The sequence below is a fragment of the Campylobacter sp. RM16190 genome (assembly GCF_012978835.1).
GTDB lineage: Bacteria > Campylobacterota > Campylobacteria > Campylobacterales > Campylobacteraceae > Campylobacter_A.
Genome location: NZ_LIWS01000010.1, coordinates 31351 through 49537 on the forward strand (window position 1 = coordinate 31351; position 18187 = coordinate 49537).

17 protein-coding genes are annotated in these 18187 nt (G+C 30.3%); 7 read left to right on the forward strand and 10 right to left on the reverse strand.

Annotated features, from left to right (window positions below):
- Nucleotides 1-1190 precede the first annotated feature (1190 nt).
- Entirely contained in the window at nt 1191-2849 is a 1659-nt protein-coding gene (locus CDOM16190_RS09190; RefSeq protein ID WP_170020332.1) for a DUF262 domain-containing protein, read from the reverse strand.
- Between the two features lie 1057 nt (nt 2850-3906).
- Here CDOM16190_RS09190 and CDOM16190_RS09195 point away from each other — a divergent pair.
- The 3 genes from CDOM16190_RS09195 to CDOM16190_RS09205 all read left to right on the forward strand — a co-directional run bounded on the left by CDOM16190_RS09195 (nt 3907) and on the right by CDOM16190_RS09205 (nt 7005).
- Entirely contained in the window at nt 3907-4362 is a 456-nt protein-coding gene (locus tag CDOM16190_RS09195) for a hypothetical protein (RefSeq protein ID WP_170020334.1), read from the forward strand.
- 1 nt (nt 4363) lies between these two features.
- On the forward strand, nt 4364-4942 hold the full coding sequence (locus CDOM16190_RS09200) for a metallophosphoesterase family protein (protein ID WP_170020361.1): 579 nt from the start codon (nt 4364-4366) through the stop codon (nt 4940-4942).
- A gap of 74 nt (nt 4943-5016) precedes the next feature.
- The gene (locus tag CDOM16190_RS09205; protein WP_170020336.1) at nt 5017-7005 is read left to right on the forward strand and encodes an AAA family ATPase; all 1989 of its coding nucleotides are present in this window, start codon (nt 5017-5019) and stop codon (nt 7003-7005) included.
- A 65-nt stretch (nt 7006-7070) separates the two neighbouring features.
- Here CDOM16190_RS09205 and CDOM16190_RS09210 read toward each other — a convergent pair whose 3' ends face one another.
- Nucleotides 7071-7658, reverse strand: coding sequence for a hypothetical protein (locus tag CDOM16190_RS09210; protein ID WP_169975955.1), 588 nt, complete (start codon nt 7656-7658; stop codon nt 7071-7073).
- A 156-nt stretch (nt 7659-7814) separates the two neighbouring features.
- Here CDOM16190_RS09210 and CDOM16190_RS09215 point away from each other — a divergent pair, with 156 nt between their 5' ends.
- Nucleotides 7815-8603, forward strand: a complete 789-nt coding sequence (locus tag CDOM16190_RS09215; protein WP_170020338.1) for an agmatine deiminase family protein — start codon at nt 7815-7817, stop codon at nt 8601-8603.
- A 3-nt stretch (nt 8604-8606) separates the two neighbouring features.
- Here the strand turns inward: CDOM16190_RS09215 and CDOM16190_RS09220 are convergent, their stop codons facing one another.
- Nucleotides 8607-9437 (reverse strand): hypothetical protein, encoded by an 831-nt coding sequence (locus CDOM16190_RS09220; protein ID WP_170020340.1) that lies wholly within the window; start codon nt 9435-9437, stop codon nt 8607-8609.
- Between the two features lie 139 nt (nt 9438-9576).
- Between CDOM16190_RS09220 and CDOM16190_RS09225 the strand changes: the two genes are divergently transcribed.
- A complete protein-coding gene (locus tag CDOM16190_RS09225; protein WP_170020342.1) occupies nt 9577-11100 on the forward strand; it encodes a hypothetical protein in 1524 nt (507 codons plus the stop codon).
- 5 nt (nt 11101-11105) lie between these two features.
- Here the strand turns inward: CDOM16190_RS09225 and CDOM16190_RS09230 are convergent, their stop codons facing one another.
- From CDOM16190_RS09230 to CDOM16190_RS09250, 5 genes are all read right to left on the reverse strand, one after another.
- Entirely contained in the window at nt 11106-11492 is a 387-nt protein-coding gene (locus CDOM16190_RS09230) for a type II toxin-antitoxin system death-on-curing family toxin (RefSeq protein ID WP_170020344.1), read from the reverse strand.
- A 103-nt stretch (nt 11493-11595) separates the two neighbouring features.
- The gene (locus tag CDOM16190_RS09235) at nt 11596-12552 is read right to left on the reverse strand and encodes a hypothetical protein (protein WP_170020346.1); all 957 of its coding nucleotides are present in this window, start codon (nt 12550-12552) and stop codon (nt 11596-11598) included.
- Nucleotides 12553-12562: 10 nt separating this feature from the next.
- A complete protein-coding gene (locus tag CDOM16190_RS09240) occupies nt 12563-13150 on the reverse strand; it encodes a hypothetical protein (RefSeq protein WP_170020348.1) in 588 nt (195 codons plus the stop codon).
- A 96-nt stretch (nt 13151-13246) separates the two neighbouring features.
- Nucleotides 13247-14224 (reverse strand): helix-turn-helix transcriptional regulator, encoded by a 978-nt coding sequence (locus CDOM16190_RS09245; protein ID WP_249934162.1) that lies wholly within the window; start codon nt 14222-14224, stop codon nt 13247-13249.
- Nucleotides 14218-15039, reverse strand: coding sequence for an SIR2 family NAD-dependent protein deacylase (locus CDOM16190_RS09250; protein ID WP_170020349.1), 822 nt, complete (start codon nt 15037-15039; stop codon nt 14218-14220). Before CDOM16190_RS09250 ends, CDOM16190_RS09245 begins: the two co-directional genes overlap by 7 nt.
- A 96-nt stretch (nt 15040-15135) precedes the next feature.
- Here CDOM16190_RS09250 and CDOM16190_RS09255 point away from each other — a divergent pair, with 96 nt between their 5' ends.
- Together CDOM16190_RS09255 and CDOM16190_RS09260 are read left to right on the forward strand one after the other, a co-directional pair.
- Nucleotides 15136-15609 (forward strand): DUF1643 domain-containing protein, encoded by a 474-nt coding sequence (locus CDOM16190_RS09255; protein WP_170020351.1) that lies wholly within the window; start codon nt 15136-15138, stop codon nt 15607-15609.
- Nucleotides 15610-15629: 20 nt separating this feature from the next.
- Nucleotides 15630-15830 carry a hypothetical protein gene (locus CDOM16190_RS09260; protein WP_170020353.1) on the forward strand — a complete coding sequence of 67 codons (201 nt, stop codon included), beginning with the start codon at nt 15630-15632 and terminating at the stop codon, nt 15828-15830.
- A 406-nt stretch (nt 15831-16236) separates the two neighbouring features.
- Here CDOM16190_RS09260 and CDOM16190_RS09265 read toward each other — a convergent pair whose 3' ends face one another.
- Nucleotides 16237-17406: a PDDEXK-like family protein gene (locus tag CDOM16190_RS09265; protein ID WP_170020355.1), complete on the reverse strand. Its 1170-nt coding sequence runs from the start codon at nt 17404-17406 to the stop codon at nt 16237-16239.
- Nucleotides 17407-17423: 17 nt separating this feature from the next.
- Nucleotides 17424-18187: DUF2779 domain-containing protein (locus tag CDOM16190_RS09270; RefSeq protein WP_170020357.1), on the reverse strand; the 764-nt coding region annotated here is incomplete at its 5' end.

The window sequence follows — 18187 nt, forward strand, 5'->3', positions numbered from 1 at the left end:
AATATTTTAATGCTTTTTTAAGTTTCAATATTTTTGTATATTAATATAAAAGTGATTATTTTTCATCACTCATTTATTTTATATAAATAATATTATTCTTAATTAAAATCTAAAACATATCCACCCACTAAGCAATGGATAAATTGCTATTTGTATCATCTTTAAATTCATATTTGTTTTACATGTTAGGTTGTGTAGACCAAGAAAAAGTCTTTTGCCAACATAGACATTTTATATAGAGTAACCCATATAAAATATATAAATAATGATTAGTGTCATTCATATAAAATAGCTCTTTAAAATTTAGCTTACTAAATGCTACTATATATGTACTATACAGGCTTTATCTATAGCCTTGTTTATAGCGTTATGCTAAAAACTTATGTCGTCTATATGATAGTCTTTGCAGATTTGCTATATTTTACTTCATATAGTTCATAGTCGTCCGCTCTGCTTGGCTAATATATCAGCAACTATCACAAAATATGTATTTACTAAAAAGTAGATTAGTATATTATTACTTCAACTATTAATCATAACCTCTTTGGTTTTATTTATCATTACAGGAAAGATATATGAGTCAAATTCCACAAAGCCATCAGAAAAACTGTCTTACTCATACCACTAAGAGTTTTCTTTATAAAATCGAGTCTGATTGGTACTTACTGGTACTATTTGGCTAGACTTTTAGTTCTAATCTTGCTTACTTGATCCATAAGACCTTACAACATTGAACAGCAGTTTCGTAAAGACAATTTTGAATAATATTTTTACTCCTGATACATTATTTAATTTCTCGTGTAATAGATTAAATCCACAGCAGTAGTTTATTTTATAAATTCATATTCTTTTATAATCTTATATTCCTTGTCTATCAAGTTTACTCTTATCGTGATACTATAACTACTTTTGATTAGGCATATCTTCTCACAAACTATACTTATCGAGTATAGCTACATTTTGTTTTTTAGGAGCAAAGCCACATTATCTACAAAATAGCTACTAAAGTCAAATTTCTTAAGGTTAATATTATCATCTTGTATGTGTTCAAAACTGAATAAATTATTTACACACAGAACTAAATATCCAACTACTCATCAATATTCTAACTCCAATTGTTATCTTCGTCTAACAAAATAGGCGTTCATCTCTTATTGCCTGTTATTTACAAAACTTATTTTCAACTTGTTCTAGTATCTCCAAGTTTCTTGTATAAAATTCACAAGAGAAATTTGCCTTTTTTCTATTGCTTTTTTATCCCAAATCTTGTTATCGGTGGCAAAGCTGCAAACTTCTTTTAACTGCATCAGATCTGCTTCGTTATATGAGCTAAGCTTATCCAAAAATGGCTTATTTCCAATACTTGCGTTGTGGGAACCTGCAATTAAAACCTTATTTCCTATGCTATTTATATATTTTTCAAAAAAAATTTGGTCATACTCGCTATATCCGCTAGCTAATTTTTCATTAGGCTCTGTTTGTGGTGAGATGTGTTCTATTTGTGGGTCTTTTACATTGTTTTCAAAGACATATCCACGTTTAGTTGAGTGCTTTTGACGTAAGAAATTTTCATACTTTACAAAGATATAGTTAAGCAGTTTTATATCATTTATGTTTGTTAAATTAGCACTTATTCGCTCATCCCCCCAATACTGTATTGTCATGTCACCATTGCAAATTTTACGAAGCTTATCTACTAGTTCTGCACTATTACTAAAATCCAAAGCACTATTTAACCTGGATGCTAAGTCTGCTCTAGTATCAGCAGCTCTATCTCTAAACGCTATTATTTCTAATGCTTTAAAGACTTGTACCAATTCCTGACTGTTTTGTCTAAGCATAGAGTAAGCTTTAATTACAAAAGGATACACCTCCCATCTTTCTAAAGCTCTAAACTGCTTTATATATTCAGTTTTTTCAAATTCCTTAAAGTCAAGAAAGGCATTTTTTAAATTTTTTACATAATCATCTATCCACTTTATGACTTCATGACTCTCAAAACACTGTTCCTTTAGATGTTTTTTATAGTTTAGCTTAGGATCGTCCTCTCTGTATGTAAAGCCGAACTTAGAAATATTAAAGTATCGTAATACTGAGTCCTCGTTAGCATTTATGTTCTTTAATTCACGATAAATATCTTCAAACATTCCTATCACTTCGCTAAGCTTAAGCTCAACTTGTTGTTTGTTTTGTGCATGGATATAAATTTGATAACTTATAAAAGATTTTAGTTTTTCCATATTTGTTAGGCTTTTACCGCGGTTGTTTTGTAGCTCAAACATAAGTACAGAATCTTTTTTATTTTCAAAAGGTATAGTAATAATCTGTGCTTTGCAAACAGTATAATACATTGACTTTATCGTTTCCAACTCAAGCTTTTTAAGCTCTGTTTTAAAATATTCTTTAGCCTCTTTTATGCGAACTTGACTTGGAGTTGAAGGATTGCTTTTATCATCATCACCGTTAATAATAAGGCTTTTAAAATAGTCCCTATCATATTCTATTACGGTTAGCTTTGGAACATTTCTATATATCAAAAAATCTTCCAAAATAAAATCTTTACGAAAATTGTTTTCTTCTGACATGTTTTGTGGTAAAATGTCAAGTAAAGCTCGTATAAATATCAAGATAGTAGTTATTCTTTGTTGTCCATCTATAATGTCAGAATTGTTCTCAATCAAAACATTGCCGAAAAAATACTCGTTCTTGCCTTGACTAGCCTCTTTTATATCATCTAAAAACTGAGATAGATTCACTCTGTCCCAACTATATGCTCTTTGATACACAGGTATGCGAAAAGCTTTTTGTCCGTTAAATAAATCATATATACTTGATTTTAATATGTTCATATTGTCTCTTTTATAAAATTAAAGTATTAAATTGTAACAAATTTTATACCTTATAGAGCATAGTATACAATAAAATTAAGACTAAATACTTGTCTTAGTAGATAAAATAATCCTAAAATTAACAAAAACACTCAACTACGGCAGATTACTCAGCAAGTAAATCATTCCATATCAACAACAGAAAGTTATGCACTTTAAAACTGTATTCTCAATTGAAGTTTTTATATATAACATCCAATCGTGCAACTAAAGTAAAATTTAAACACAAATATAAAATTAGTTTTTGATTTATTTAATCCAAAAAAAATAATATTTCAATACTTCATATCATTTAAATAGATTAGTCTACTAAGTATTGAGCATATGACCCTATTTTGTTCGTACTATTCTATGTGACAAAATGCAAAGACCAAAAAATATGAGCTTTAATTATATTGTATAGATAGATAATGTTTATTATAATTGCAGAATATCTCAATAGAAGTTAAGCTATAGAAGTTGTTCAAAGCTACTTACTTGTTTTTTACGAAATAGCCAGCCTATGAGCTAAAGTTTTTCTTAATTCTTTTTTAGAGCAGCAAATGGTAAAATAAAACTTGAACTTATCTGTAAGAAAATTAAAGAATAAGAGACATATTATTCAGAAACAAAAAAAGAGTATTTGAAAGCAAAGCATTTTAAAAGCAGAGTATATGCAAATATTTTTATACATACAGAAATCCAAAATGATAATACGAGACAACATAGGCGAGACAACATAGGCGAGGATACTTTTTGTCTGACAAGTCAGACAAAAATATCACTCGTTAGGGAGTTGCCCCTAAGACCCCTTCTCTTGTACACATAAACATTTTAAATGAAGTAATAATCAATATAAAATATAAATATTCTGATCAATAATGCTAATATATGTTAAAGTATGTTTTTTGTTATGTCAAATTATACTTAACCATGCTTTTAGAAGCAAAAATACAGATTTTAAAATTGGAATAAACAAGACATAATTCCTTCTACTTTTTAATGTATAATTTTCTTAATTTTAAAGAAGGAATAAAACATGGCTGTTGCGCTACCTACCGTTGAGGATTTTATAATTAAAAGAGGCAAGGAGTTTGGATTTTGGATTGTTTTCCATACAAGATATAATGATATATGTGCGTTTAAAAAAGAGATTGTATGCGACAATCCATTTGATAATACGAATGAAAAATATATAGATACAAAAGCAAGAGAAAAGTTTTTGAACTTCATGAAGGAAAATTTTCCTAATACTAAATTGACAGAGGTATTTGATCTTGTATCTCCTGGCATGCTTGTATATCCTTATCTAGGGAGTATTGGCGTAGATTGCGATGAAGGCGATGAAGTATTTAATGCCTTAAGCAAAATGTATGGCAATCCTTTTGAAGATGCTATTACAAACAACGCAGTTTTTTGGGTAATGAGACTAGAGGATGCGATAAGGTCAGATAAAGAGAGAAAAGAGTTCATAGAAGCAGAGTTTGGTGATTGATATGAAAATTTTTCATGCCAGCGATCTACATTTCAATGTAGAATATTTTAAGCATATATCAGCCCTTGAAAATAAATTTGACATATTTTGCTTTAGCGGGGATTTATTGGATGGCCATTCTCCGTTAGCCACTCAGATAGAAAAAACATCCAGCTGGCTTTCAAGTTTTAAAAAACCTGTTTTTGTATGTAGTGGGAACCATGATATAGGTCTAAAAGATGAATGGCTAAAGCAAATAAAAAATATATATAGTGATGATACTATCAAAAATATCAATGGCATTAAATTTGGATGTTCTAAATATCTCGAAGAGGACATTTTAAAATTTGCAGATTGCGACATACTGGCAACACATTTGCCTCCGGCAAAAACAAAAACATCTATCTCTAAGAACAATAAAGACTATGGGGATATGGAACTTTATCGTCTAGTAAAACATGGACTTATGAATGTAAAAATAATTCTTTGCGGTCATATACATGATCCGGTCTCCAGAATAGACACACTAAATAAAGCCACAATCTACAATTCAAGCTCAAATGGAACAATAGAGCCTTTTTATCAAGTAATAAACATATAAAAAATTAAAATCAGACATCATATTGTCTTAAAAAGTAGATAAAATCCTTTTAAAATAAAAAGAAAGGATAGGCTATGGATGATTTAATGCTACCAAAAGAGATAGAGAACAAGATAAAGCTTTGGTCTTTAAGGGCTATTGTAAAATTTGGGATACCTGATGATTTTCTTAGAAGACATGACGGTATATTAAAGTCAAATGAAACTACGGAAAATGCCAAAAAAAGACTTAAAATGCAGCTTGAAAGCCTTGAAAAGAAAAAAATCACCGGCTTAAAAAATCTCGACAAAAATTTGGAGGCTCTATCTAAAACACTTAATCTTAGCGATGAAGATAAAAAGATATTGGAATTTGCAATATTAACAAATGAATTTGAAGCGTTAAGAGATGTTTTTTATGATCTTGGAAGAGTTCATATCATAGCATTTTACAATATTTTAGGCGCCATACTTGATATTCCTTCACATATTATTAAAAAATCTCTTCATCCAAGCTCGAAACTAAGACAAAGTAGAGTTTTAAAACTAGACACTACGCAAAATATCAATTTAGGAAGTGCGTTTGATTTTTTCTACTCCTATTTTAGTACAGATATGCTGGTAGGTCATAGCAATGTTATAGATGTATTTAAATCAAGTTTTTTTAAATCAGATCTATCTTTACTGAAATTTGATGATTTTAGACATATACCTGTAGATGAAAACATGATAAAAACTCATGTTTTAAGCAGCAATAAAGGCACAAACATACTTCTTTACGGCAAACCAGGAACCGGAAAAACAGAATTTGTAAAAATGCTATCTGCAACATTAGGTAAAAATCTTTACGAGATATCATATACCAATAGATACTCTCTTGATAACTATACAGGAGAGGCACGTTTCGCATCTCTTTTGGTTGCCGATAGAGTGTTAGACAGCAAGCATGATGTTATTATGTTTGATGAAGTAGAAGATGTATTTAAAGATGGACAAAGAATATCAAAGGCTTTTTTAAATAATACTCTTGAAAACAATTCTGTGCCAACCTTCTGGCTTACAAACGATATTTACGAGATAGATAACGCCTACATCAGAAGATTTGATATGGTTATAGAGTTTAAGATACCACCTAAAGCAAAGAGGCTTGAAATCTTAACACAATACACCAATGGGCAAATAAGCGAAAAAGTGCTTAAGCAACTATCTAAAAATAAATTTATAGCCCCTGCTCTTATCTCTAACGCAACAAAGGTTGTATCAAATTTAAATAGTGATGAGAAAGATAAGATCTTTAAAGATCTTATAAAAAATAATCTCAAAGCTCAAGGATATAGATTTGACAAAAAAGAAAAGAAAAATAAAGAAGAGAAGATAGAACTGCCAAAGAGCTATGATGCAAGCATAATAAATTCTAGTTTAAATTTAAAAGAGCTTGCAGAGGGTATAAAGTCAAGCAAAAATGCAAGACTTTGTATATATGGTCCGGCAGGAACCGGTAAGAGTGCTTATGCAAAATTTATAGCTAAGAGTCTAGGCTCAAAGATAATTATCAAAAAAGCAAGCGATCTTATGGATGCTTATGTAGGTGAAACCGAAAAGAATATAGCCAAGGCATTTAAAGAGGCTAAAGAGAAAAAAGCCGTGCTTGTATTTGATGAAGTTGATACGTTTTTACAAGATAGAAATGAAGCTGCTAGAAGCTGGGAGGTAAGTCAGGTAAATGAGATGCTGACTCAGATGGAAAGCTTTGAAGGAGTATTTATAGCTACTACAAACCTTATAGATAGACTTGATAAGGCTAGCATAAGAAGATTTGATATGAAGATAGAGTTTGGCTATCTAAAACCAAAACAAGCTCAAAAGCTATTTATGAAAGAGTGTGAGTTGTTAGGACTAAAAGTTTCAAAATTCACAAAAGATAGACTTCTTAGTTTTTCTCTATTAACACCTGGGGATTTTGCTGCTGTTTTAAGAGCAAACAGATTTAGTCCCATAAAAGATGCCGATGAGTTTATCAATAGGCTAAATGAAGAGATAAAGCATAAGGGTGTAGAAAATAGTGGAAACAGAGTCGGGTTTTAACCGGCTCTGTTTGGTTGATGAGTAACCAACCAAACTTTATTGAATACTATAGGCTAATTTTAAATCTAAATTAAAAGCTCGCTTATATCGTAGTTTTCGATAATAAAATTTCTTAAGACATCTTTTTGTTTATTAAAATTTTCTAAATCACGCAAAAGTTCATTTTTAAACTTTAACCTTTTCTCATAACGGCTTAAATTTAAGCTAAATTTTTTAAATTCTGCACTATCTAATGTCTTAATAAATCCTTGCAAAATTAAATCCTCATCTATTCTTAAATAAGTACCTAAAAATCTAGCATGAAAATGGTGTGGTAGAAATACTCCATCAAGCTTACATCCAAAAAATCTATTTGTATATTTATATAGATAAAGAGATATTACGAATTTTCCTACGCTATCCCACATTCTTTTAAAATCTTTATTGATAATTGTTCGCCATTTGTCTATCGGTGTTTTAAAGCTCTTTGTTTCTGTTAGTATCGGATTATCAAATTCTAAGTCCAGATAGTGATTAGCAGCTATTTCTACCGATTTGCAAAGATTGTGCAAGGCTCTATAGTTATCATATATCATCACGCCGTTAGGCTTTGATTTTTTATCCAAAGACCATCTATAGACTTCTTCTGAGATTATTAGTATATTATTTAGCATATTTGCTCCTCATCCTTTAAACTTATTTTATCTACTAGCAGTAGCTAAATTTATGATATTGGAAATTCTAACAATGCTTTTAAGACATCTTATGTCTTGTTTTAAGGGTAATATTACATAAGTATCTTTTTACTTAGTATCAGCACAGGAATTAATATGAGCCATACAATCCTTTTATCAAATCTTTTGTTTGAAAATCATCCACAAGTCGCAAATGCTTTATGCTCAATTCTATATAAACACAAAATAAATTATCGAATTTTAAAAACAAAAGATATTTGGATGAGAGATTTTATGCCATTAATGCTTGAAAATGCAAGCTTTACCTCTTACGTTTATGATCCAGACTACTTAAAAGATGATAAGTATAAAAACATAAGAACAAAAATTCCTTGTGCCGATAATCATATAGGCTTAGTGATGGATGGTGGCAATTTTGTAAGATATAAAAACAAAGCCATCATGACTGATAAAATTTTCAAAGAAAATCCGCTAAAGTCAAAAGACGAAATCATCAAAATCATAAAGCAAAAATGCAATCTTAACGAGCTTATCATCATACCAAAACAGCCTTATGATATATACGGACATAGTGACAGCATGGTAAGATGGATAGATGAAAATAGCGTACTTGTAAATGATTTTTCAAATGAGGGCAGGACTTTCAACGATAAAATTTTAAAGGCTCTTAAGTCCCATAAGCTAAATATCAAGTTGATGAAATACAGTGATAATTTTTTTACTAAAGATAGAGGCTGGGGCGCATACTTAAATTTTATTAAAATTAAGGATATTTTAATAGTTCCAATTTATGGTGTAGATGAGGATGGTTTGGCTCTAAGACAGCTTGAAGAAATTTACAAAAACTGTCTAATAGAGCCTATAAATTTTAGTGAGATCATAAAACTCGGCGGGGCTTTACACTGTGTGACAGCAGAGAGATAAATTTTATTTCATTATTCCATTAAAGTCTGTTTGCCAAATTGTTGACTTTTCATCAAATTCAATTTCACGTTCACCAATGGCTTTTAATCTTTCATTCCACACTTTATTTATACCTCTTGCAATTTCTTTAAATTCTGACGGTGAAAACTCGTCTGTTTTTGCATTGTTACACCAATAGCAAGCCATGCAGCAGTTTTTATCACTATACTCTAAATTTGGTAGCTTTCTATCTACCTCAAGAGTGTAACCTCTAGTTGTGATTCTTTTAGTTTTTAGCTGTTCTTTTTTTCCAAGTAGCTCCAATTGCTTTTCAGTGATTCCACAATAACAACATTTCTTATTTTGATCCATATACCATTGCATAAAAGTTTTTTTATCACCAAACCCGGCTATTCTTTTTTCTGGGCTATTGTTCATTATTGTTTCTTGTTTTATTTTTTGAATTAATACGTTAAAATCCAAAACAATACCTTCTATTTTTTTCATTGTTAATTTTATGTCGCTGTTATCTAAAACATTAAAATTTTTATCCATTCTTAGATAAAATTTTTCATTTTCTTTTGCTGGTTTTTGAATTTCTATTGTCGCTTTATGCATATTTTCGTTGCAAATAAGGCCAATAATTATATTTGCATTTTGAGCAATCGATATTATTTGATTGTTAAAACTGATTGTATATTCATCTTTACTGTCATTAATAAAGACAGTTTTTAACAAATTTTTACTACTTTCACTATAAAGCCAATCTAGCTTTATATAATCAAGAACATAAAATTCATCATCTGACAAAAGCGAAGCCCTTACTTTTGGACTAATTTGCTTCCAATTATTCATAATTCTCTCCTTTTTGCACAAATATTTTTGCGAAATCATTTTATCACAAATCTATTTTATATGTGATTGTATTAAAAATATAGACATAAAATGTCTCGCTCTAACAATTATAATATATCAAAAAACCAAAGGATATTTTATGAAAAAATATGCGCAAATTTGTATAAAAACCATGAAATCATATGAATTATCTTTTAAAGAGATGAGTACTGATGAGTTTAATGCAATAAAAGATAATAATAGTTTAGCGAAAGAATCAAATTTTATACCTGAGAATACACTACTTTTACCAGTATTAAACAATATATACCTAACAAAAGATATACGAGGCAAAACAGGCATTTACACTTATGATGTTTTTGTTGATATTTATGAAAACGACATATTAAAAAGCACTCAGTATTATTCCGGTTCTGAATTGAATAATTTTTGTTGTGATTTATTTTTACCAAATAAATTTGCAAAAAATAGTAATGCCGGAACTTTCATTGTAAAAGCAGATGATATAGGCAGTAGTGAAACTTTTTATAAGATAAAACTTGATGAAGAAGAGGATTTTGACATAAAAAACATAGTTGTATCAAATATGAGATTGGATTCTTATTTTAATGGGGTATGCGCGTTAAAAAAAGTTTATTATATCAGAAAAGAAAGTTTGCATTCAATAAAAAATAAATTAGAGCTGCACGCAAATGAGATATATACTGATGTTGTAAATTTTATAGATGAAGTATTTTGCAGTATAAATCAATATCATATATTACAAAGAGATAGAAGAAGAAGATTTTTTATAGAAGAATTAGAAAAAAATGAAATTAAAAAAATATGCGTAAAAACAAAAAAATCCATAAATGCACAATATCTTTTCTGTGTTATTGTGTGTTTATTGGTATATTACGAAACAAAAAAATCATATACGCAAGGAATTACAATATCCGTAAATGGTGATGGGATAGAATATTTTGAGTTTGGATACACCGACAAGAAGAAGATGGATGCGTTAAAAAACAGCATAAATGAAAAAGAGTGTAAAAATTTTTTAAAGTCATTAGACTACGATATATCCGGAGTTTATTTACACAGTGCAAACGTTTTCATAAACGATAAAGAAATTAAAGACTGGGCAAAATTAACTTTTAAACTTCCTATTGATAGCTTAGATATCAATAATGAAGATGATAAATTGTATTATTCCAAAGAAAAGCAATCAAAAAACATAAAACATGTGTTTAATATACCTATTGACGAAAATAATTTTGTTTTAGATGATTTATATATAGGTATTTACAGCTCGCCATTAAAAGAAAGTTTTAATGATATAATTTATGAGTTATACTATATACCCAAAGCTGCAGCGAAATACATTATGAATATTTATGGAAAAGAAGGCGAACTAAGAGATTATATAGAAGAAATTTTTGAAAATATCAATAAAAATTTTTCAATCACACGCACTTTTGGTTATCCTGAACATGGTTCTGACAAATATATTGATACTATAAGTTATTTAAATAAAATATTTTACGAATACAATATAGAAAATAACGATAAAAAACCAGTGGCAAAGAAATATAATCTAAAAGTGTTCGATAAAAATATGAGCGTATTAAAAAGTAAGGTTTTGATTTTTGATGAAATTTCTAAAATTTATAAAATAACTTAAAGTCCTCATTTTAAGGGCTTTATAAACTCACCTATTATTAGCCTAAGTTCATCTTTGCTTATACTTCCAGCAGCCACTTCCACTACCACATCTTCCATTAGAGCTGCAAACTCCTCATATATATCAGCCTTGTCGTTTAGTTCCATAAAAAATATTGCTAAAAATATAGCACTTCTTTTATTGCCATCTAAGAAGGGGTGAAATTTAATGCAAGAAAAGATAAGATGTGTTAGCTTATCTATAAAACTTGGATAGTAATCATCATTTTGTATAGAGGAGAGCACAGAGTCAAGAAGCGAAATTTGACTCTCGTTAAATCCACGCTTGCCACCTATTTCGTTCATTATGATATCATGAAGCTCTATGGCTTCATTTATGCTAAAGTATCTCATTTGTCTTTTAGCCTGATAAATACCGATCTAACGACTGGATTTTTTATGACTACCTCTCTTAGCTTTTTTATGATTTGTTCTTTTGTTTTCACTATTTATCCTTTTAAGCTTTAAAGTATTCGTTAAATTTTATAGCTAAGATTATTTTACCTATGCCAGACATCTGGCTTATATCTCCAAGCAAGCTAGTATGGTTGCAAAGAGTATGAAATAGATAGCAGTGATAATCTTTGTTTAGTTTTTTAAATGCACTAAGACCAAGATATTCATTGCAATTTCTTCTCCATCTGTTTTGAAAGGTGGGTAGTTTTATCTCTTTACTCATATTAAGAGGTTCGTTTATAATGGCTACTACATTATCCTCATCGTCTTTGTATAAGGGATCCTTTTCATTAAGATAAAAAGCAACTTCGTAATTCATATCAAATCCCTTTATTATGTCATCTTCTAGCTTCTGCTTTAATTCATTCTCATGAAAAATAGCCTTGCTGATTAGAGTTTCTTGAATATCTTGCAAGGTTGAGTTTATCTTCATCATCTCAGCTTTTTCTTCATCACTGCAATCTGTTAACCAAAAATCCATCCTGCTATCAAATCTCTTAAGTTCAAGAGTCCTGCAACTATAATCTATACTTGTTTGTAATACTGAATCTATATTTCCAATATCTAATATATCCTCAAAGTAAAGATTAGTATGATCATAAAGGCAGTGATAAAACCAGCAGTGCCACTCATTTCTCATGGGATGATCATCCCAGTGCTGAAATTCGTTTTGGTTTTTGATGTAAAAATAACTACTTGAGCTATCATCTTTAAGCATATCTTGCGATATGCCTCTAAAACACTCATTGTATGAGACAACCACCTTGTCACTATCGGCTATATCTTTATAAAAAGTTTTCAGGTCAATATCATAATCATATATCCCATCTCTATCTTTAAGTGGCGCTAAGTAGCTGTCAGTTTTTATAGCTACATCCAAAATTCTCTTTTCTAATCCATGAAGTCTATTATTTATATCCATAAACCTAGCTCTTTCTTGTTTTGAGAATTCACGCATTTTTATCTCCTTATATCTTAATCCAAGCTACCTGCTCAGAAATTTCTTTATCCACAAGATTTGCATCCGTATCGAAGCTGTAAGTGTTATTTAAAAGATATAGTTTATAGCCTGTTATATCTCCATAAAGAGGAAGTGTTTTGGTATTTTTGTAATGATCTTTTATAAACTCAGATATTATTTTTAGTTTTATGTCGATGCTTTTAAAATAAAGCTCATGAAGTATAGGCTTTAAGCTTATATATCTTACTCCTTGAGTCATAGCGAGCATAAATATAGGCTCGTTTTGTCTTTTAAAATTTGTCTCTATATAGATATAGGAATCTTTGTATCTTCTTTTTTCATCATTTAAAATACTTGAGGTATTAAGCTCATCTGCTATGTCTATATTAAAATGATTTGCAATTGAAGTAATTAGAGTCTTTGAACTATGACACCAGTCAAAGTGTCCGCGTTCTAAAAACTCATCTAATGAATTTACCTTACTTAGATTATAAAGAGCTCTTGAGAAGTTTTTCTCTCTTGCATACCCTAGTTCTTTGCTAAGCTTTTTGATATCTGATTTAGATACTAGCTCTTGTAGTTGGTTAAAGATCATTTATTATCCTTTTTTCTTTTTTAGATCACCGATACATTTTTTGTGATCTTTTGAAATTTTAGCAGGACTTTAGGACATTTTGTGTCTCGTTTGTCTTTATATATCTATCTCTTTAAAATACTCCCCAATCTCATCTCTTATTATCTCAGCCAGCTCCTTTGGTCCAAGAACTTTGATAAAAGGTATATAGTAGTAAATCAGTGGCTTTATCTCCATTATGTTTGTATACTCTATCTCTACCTCTACCGATCCGTCATTGTCCTTACCTGTTATGCTTTGTTTTGCATACGGTTTTCTTTCAAAGTACTTTGTGATCTGTGGAGCAAGAAGCAGTCTTGCTTTCTTTGGCTTTACCAGATCAAACCAGGCCGAGTTTGCGTTTTGTATTCTGTTTTCTATTTCACTACTTATCTCAAATCTATCATCAAGAATCTTTATATCACTTATGCTTCTTAGATGAAATTTCTTAAAAGCATCCTTTTTATTGCTATCAAGCAGCAATAGATACCAAAAACCATCAAACATAGCTAGCTTTAGCGGCTTTACTTTAAACTCATAGTCGTTATATTTACAAGCTATCTCTTGTTTTTGTTTTATAGACTTTTCAATCAGTTCAAAATTTATAAAGTCATCTTCATTTAGCTTCTCGTTATTTATATTTGTAAGTATTGGGTGATTTAGCTGCTGTGTAATCTGCTCTAATAATATATGAGCTTTGCTATAAAAATTTGCACCCATACTCTTTGAGATATTATCAAGTACGTTTAATACTATACGCTCTTCTTGAGTTAGGTTATCTTTGGCGTCTTTATCATCCATGCTCCACATTCTACCTCTTCTTACCGCTCCATAATCTGTTAATACATCATATAGATCCCTTTGTATGGTTTTAGTAGATACTCCTAGCTTTTCTGAGAGCTGTGATATGGAGTGAGGTTTATTTCTTATAAGCTGGGCTATTATGTTTATACGTTCGTATTTACTTGTGTTGCTATCAGGAACTATCTTTTTCATCTCTTCTCCTCTATCTGCTATTATACCAGATAGAGGACTTTTATCTGTCTTATCTAGCATAAGATTGCTTTTAGGGCTTCTAAACCACCCATCTTTATACTGACTCCACAATATGGGTTTATCTTAGTATCTACTGGATTTATACGTATTAGATTTGCCTTGTTAAATCTCTTTGCCATTCTTTCGCCATAAGCTCTTATAGTTGGAACGGCTAGTCCTGCTCCTATCTCAATGATAGCAATTTTAGAGTTCATATTTTTACTTAACCAAGCATCGTATCTATGATACTGAGCTTTTGTTCTATTCCAGTTAAACGTACTATCGTAAAACATAAGAATATTTGGACGCATTACGCATCCGCACTCTTTACATACAGGCATCTTAGTAGCTTCGAATTTATCTTCATCCACCTCTATCTCATTCTCATCTATTGCCCAGATAGCTCCATCGTCTTTATATATGCACTGAGTGTAGTGTATGCTTCCGTGACACTCGTAAATTTTATCCTTATCAAATCCTGCTTTAGCAAAGTGTCCGTCTACGTTTGAAGTATATATGAAGTAGTTATCATCTTTTTCTTTACAAAGCTCTCTAAGCAGATAAAATCCCTCATGAGGATTAGTGGCATTATATAGCTTAAGTCTATGTCCGTAAAAAGCCCAAGCAAGCTTTGGATTAGAAAAGAACCACTGAGGATTTGCCATATCTGTAAAGCTTAGATTCTTATCTTTTAAAGGCGGATACGCTCTCCAAAATCCTTGGTCTCCACGAAAGTCAGGTAGTCCGCTATCTACACTCATTCCAGCTCCAGCTGTGATGATGATGGCATCTGCTTCGTTTATTATGTTTTTGGCTGTGATGATTGATGGTTGCATTTGAGATCCTTTAGCAAGAAGTGTAGCATAAAAAGTGGACAAGAAAGTGGCTTTATCATGTGGTATAATTTTTAAATTTATTTTAAAGGAGATGCAATGGACAATCAAATTAAACAAGATGCAATATTTTCAAAAGATCACAAATATAGATATGTTTTAACTAGAATTTGGGATGAAAGCAAGCCTATGGTTGCTTTTGTTGGGTTAAATCCGTCAATAGCTGATGAAAATACTACCGATAAAACTATATCAAGATGCACTAACCTAGCTAAATTTTGGGGTTATGGTGGTTTTTATATGCTAAATTTGTTCGCGATGGTTTCAATGTGTCCTACAATAATATGCACAGCAGATGACCCAATCGGCAATGAAAACGATCAATTTATCATAGAATATAGCGACAAAGTTGATAAAGTTATTTGCATGTGGGGAGACAAAGGAAGATTCAATGAAAGGGGCGCTCAAGTATATAAAATGCTAAAAAATAAGTATTGCCTAAAACTAAATAAAAGTGGAGAGCCGTCACATACTCGCGGTCTTGGTGGCAACCCTGAGCCTATAAAATTTTAATTATTTTTTAGTAGTTAAATATGCTAGAACATATTGTAAATTTGGTTTCTTATGTATATGACTCAACCATCAAAAGCAAACAAGAGGATTTTAATTATGGCTTAAAAGAGCTGTATTGTAGCACTAAGTCTATTTTTGATCTTATAGATCAGTTACAAACACTTGTGTTTTTTAATGAAAAATTTCTGCCGGAATTAAAGCCAGATCAGCCAAATAAATAGATTTTTGTCCGGCCTAAAAGATGATATTGGATTGTGTGAGATTTTTGTACTTGATTTGGCTAGAAATTTATCACTAGTTGAGATCGACTACAAATTTATTGCAATAGATTCTGGAGTGTACCTGATTTACGATGACTCATATCTTAAAAAACGAATTTTTCAAGTAGATAAAAAGCGACAATGCCTAATTGTAAGACAAATAAAATTTGTAAAAAATAGACTAAAGTTTGATGAAAAAGTAATAAAATTTGAAACTTTAGAAGATATTACAATTTTTACTAATAAACTAAAGTACGATCTTGTTACATTAAAAAACTATAGGTTAAAAATGAAGGATTTTTTGCTAAAAAATTATGAACTTAAGGATTTATTTTGGTGTAATAAAAGGCGCATTTCTCGCCTTTATTTAATTTTGTAATACTTTTTTCACAATCTTTTCTTCGTATGATTTTATAAATTCTATGATGTCGTTTGCGACTTGGACTACACAGTCGTTTTCTAGTGTTTTAATATATTCTGCAAAATCATTGCCGTATTTATACTCCCAAACAAAGGTGTCAATATCACTTTTTTCAGAAACAAGATTTTTACAATTTATATTCCCATCATCTGTTCGTAAGCTAAAATAAGCTCTTTTTAAATTTAAGCCATTATTGTCTTTGTAGATTTTTAAAGCAAAATAAAAACAACTTTCTTTCTTGAAAGCTTTTAGCAACAATTCATCGCCACTGTCTGTTTGTGCCTCATAAGTTTCTATTGACCAATCTGGAATTTTTAGACTATCTTTTAGCTTTTTTACAAAATCATCAATAACTATTTTCCTAGCTTGCGACATCGTATCTATAATTATATTGTAATTTTGAGCCATAATTTTTGCTAGTTCATCCATTTTTTCTCCTTGTTTTTGATTTGTAATGCTTAAAATAACCTGCCTATAATGCTTAATAAACACTGCTAAATCGGTCAAATTTTCAACTTCTTTTTCGCATTCATTAAGCCATCTTAAAATATCAGACTGATACGAAATTTCTTTGTATCGCACACTAAAGTTTCGACATGTAAGTTCTCCATTTTTAAGCTCATATTTGCCAAGACTATATTCGCTAACACTACGTCCAAATGGACTTAAAAAAACGACTAAAATCTCAGGCTCTTGCTTTTCTTGTTTATTGCTATCATATTTGTACTGTTCACGTAAAAGGTCAATATATCGACCAATTTGCTCCTTTTGATCATTAGCATATATTTTATTTTCTAAGATGATATGCTTTGCTCCATTTGTGATATAAATATCTATATTTTGGTATTCTTTGAATACTTTTGCTTCCTTTGTATTTATCCAGTCCTGCTCACCAATATTTTTTAAAAATAGTTGTAAAAATAAATCATCTTGACAATGTCTGCCTTCTGTGTTAAGTAATGAATATAAAAACCGCGAATGAAGCCTGACTTCATCATTTTCTTTTAATAAAGCAGTAAAAATATTATAATCGTGCAAACCACGTTTTTTACGCAATTTAATATAATTTTTATAATTATTTAAAGCTTTGCTAAATTCATCTAAGAACTCCTGCATTTTTCCTCCTTTTTAATTTAGTTAATTATACCCCTCAACTTATTAAATATCTCAACCATAGCAAGCGTATCAAGATGACAGTATTTAAGTAGATTTTGCCTTACTTTCTCTATCTCTTTTTTGTCTGTTTGATAGATTAGATTTGCATACTCGCTACTTGCATCTCCTCCGTTTTGTATATCAAGCTCTTTATAGCTAAGTTCTTTATTATTTGGAAATAAAGCAGGCAGAACAGACTTAATAGAAAAGCTACCATGGAAGTTTTTATCATAGTATCCAAGAGAGCGAAACGGAACCAGTAGATCTATAAATCTTTCATTAAGGGCTAATAATTCATCTTTGAGTTCAGGCAAAAGCTCTGTAAGCTCTTTTATTCTGCTTTTTTCAAAGCTCATATTATAAGCCATTATCGATCCTTGCTTTGTTATTTTTTTAAGCATATCTTTGGCTAGAGCTTGTCTTGGATCGTTTATCCCATCACCTAAAAATTCAAAGTGCTCTAATCTGTCATCTTCATGAAGGATATGAAGCGAGTATTGAAAGGTTACTTGAGTGTATGGTCTTTGGTGGTCAAATCTTGGAATAGCATCTTGAAATGTCTCAAAGTCTAAGAAGTTTATAGGATATTTTACATTAGAGATAAACTCATCTATCATGCTTTTATCTATATATGGACTGTTATCTTTTGTGATTACCTGAAGTCTTTGAGTCTCGGTTAAGCTTATATCACTTTTTAAAATATCTTCATAGATTACAATGCCGTTATGATACATCTCGTATG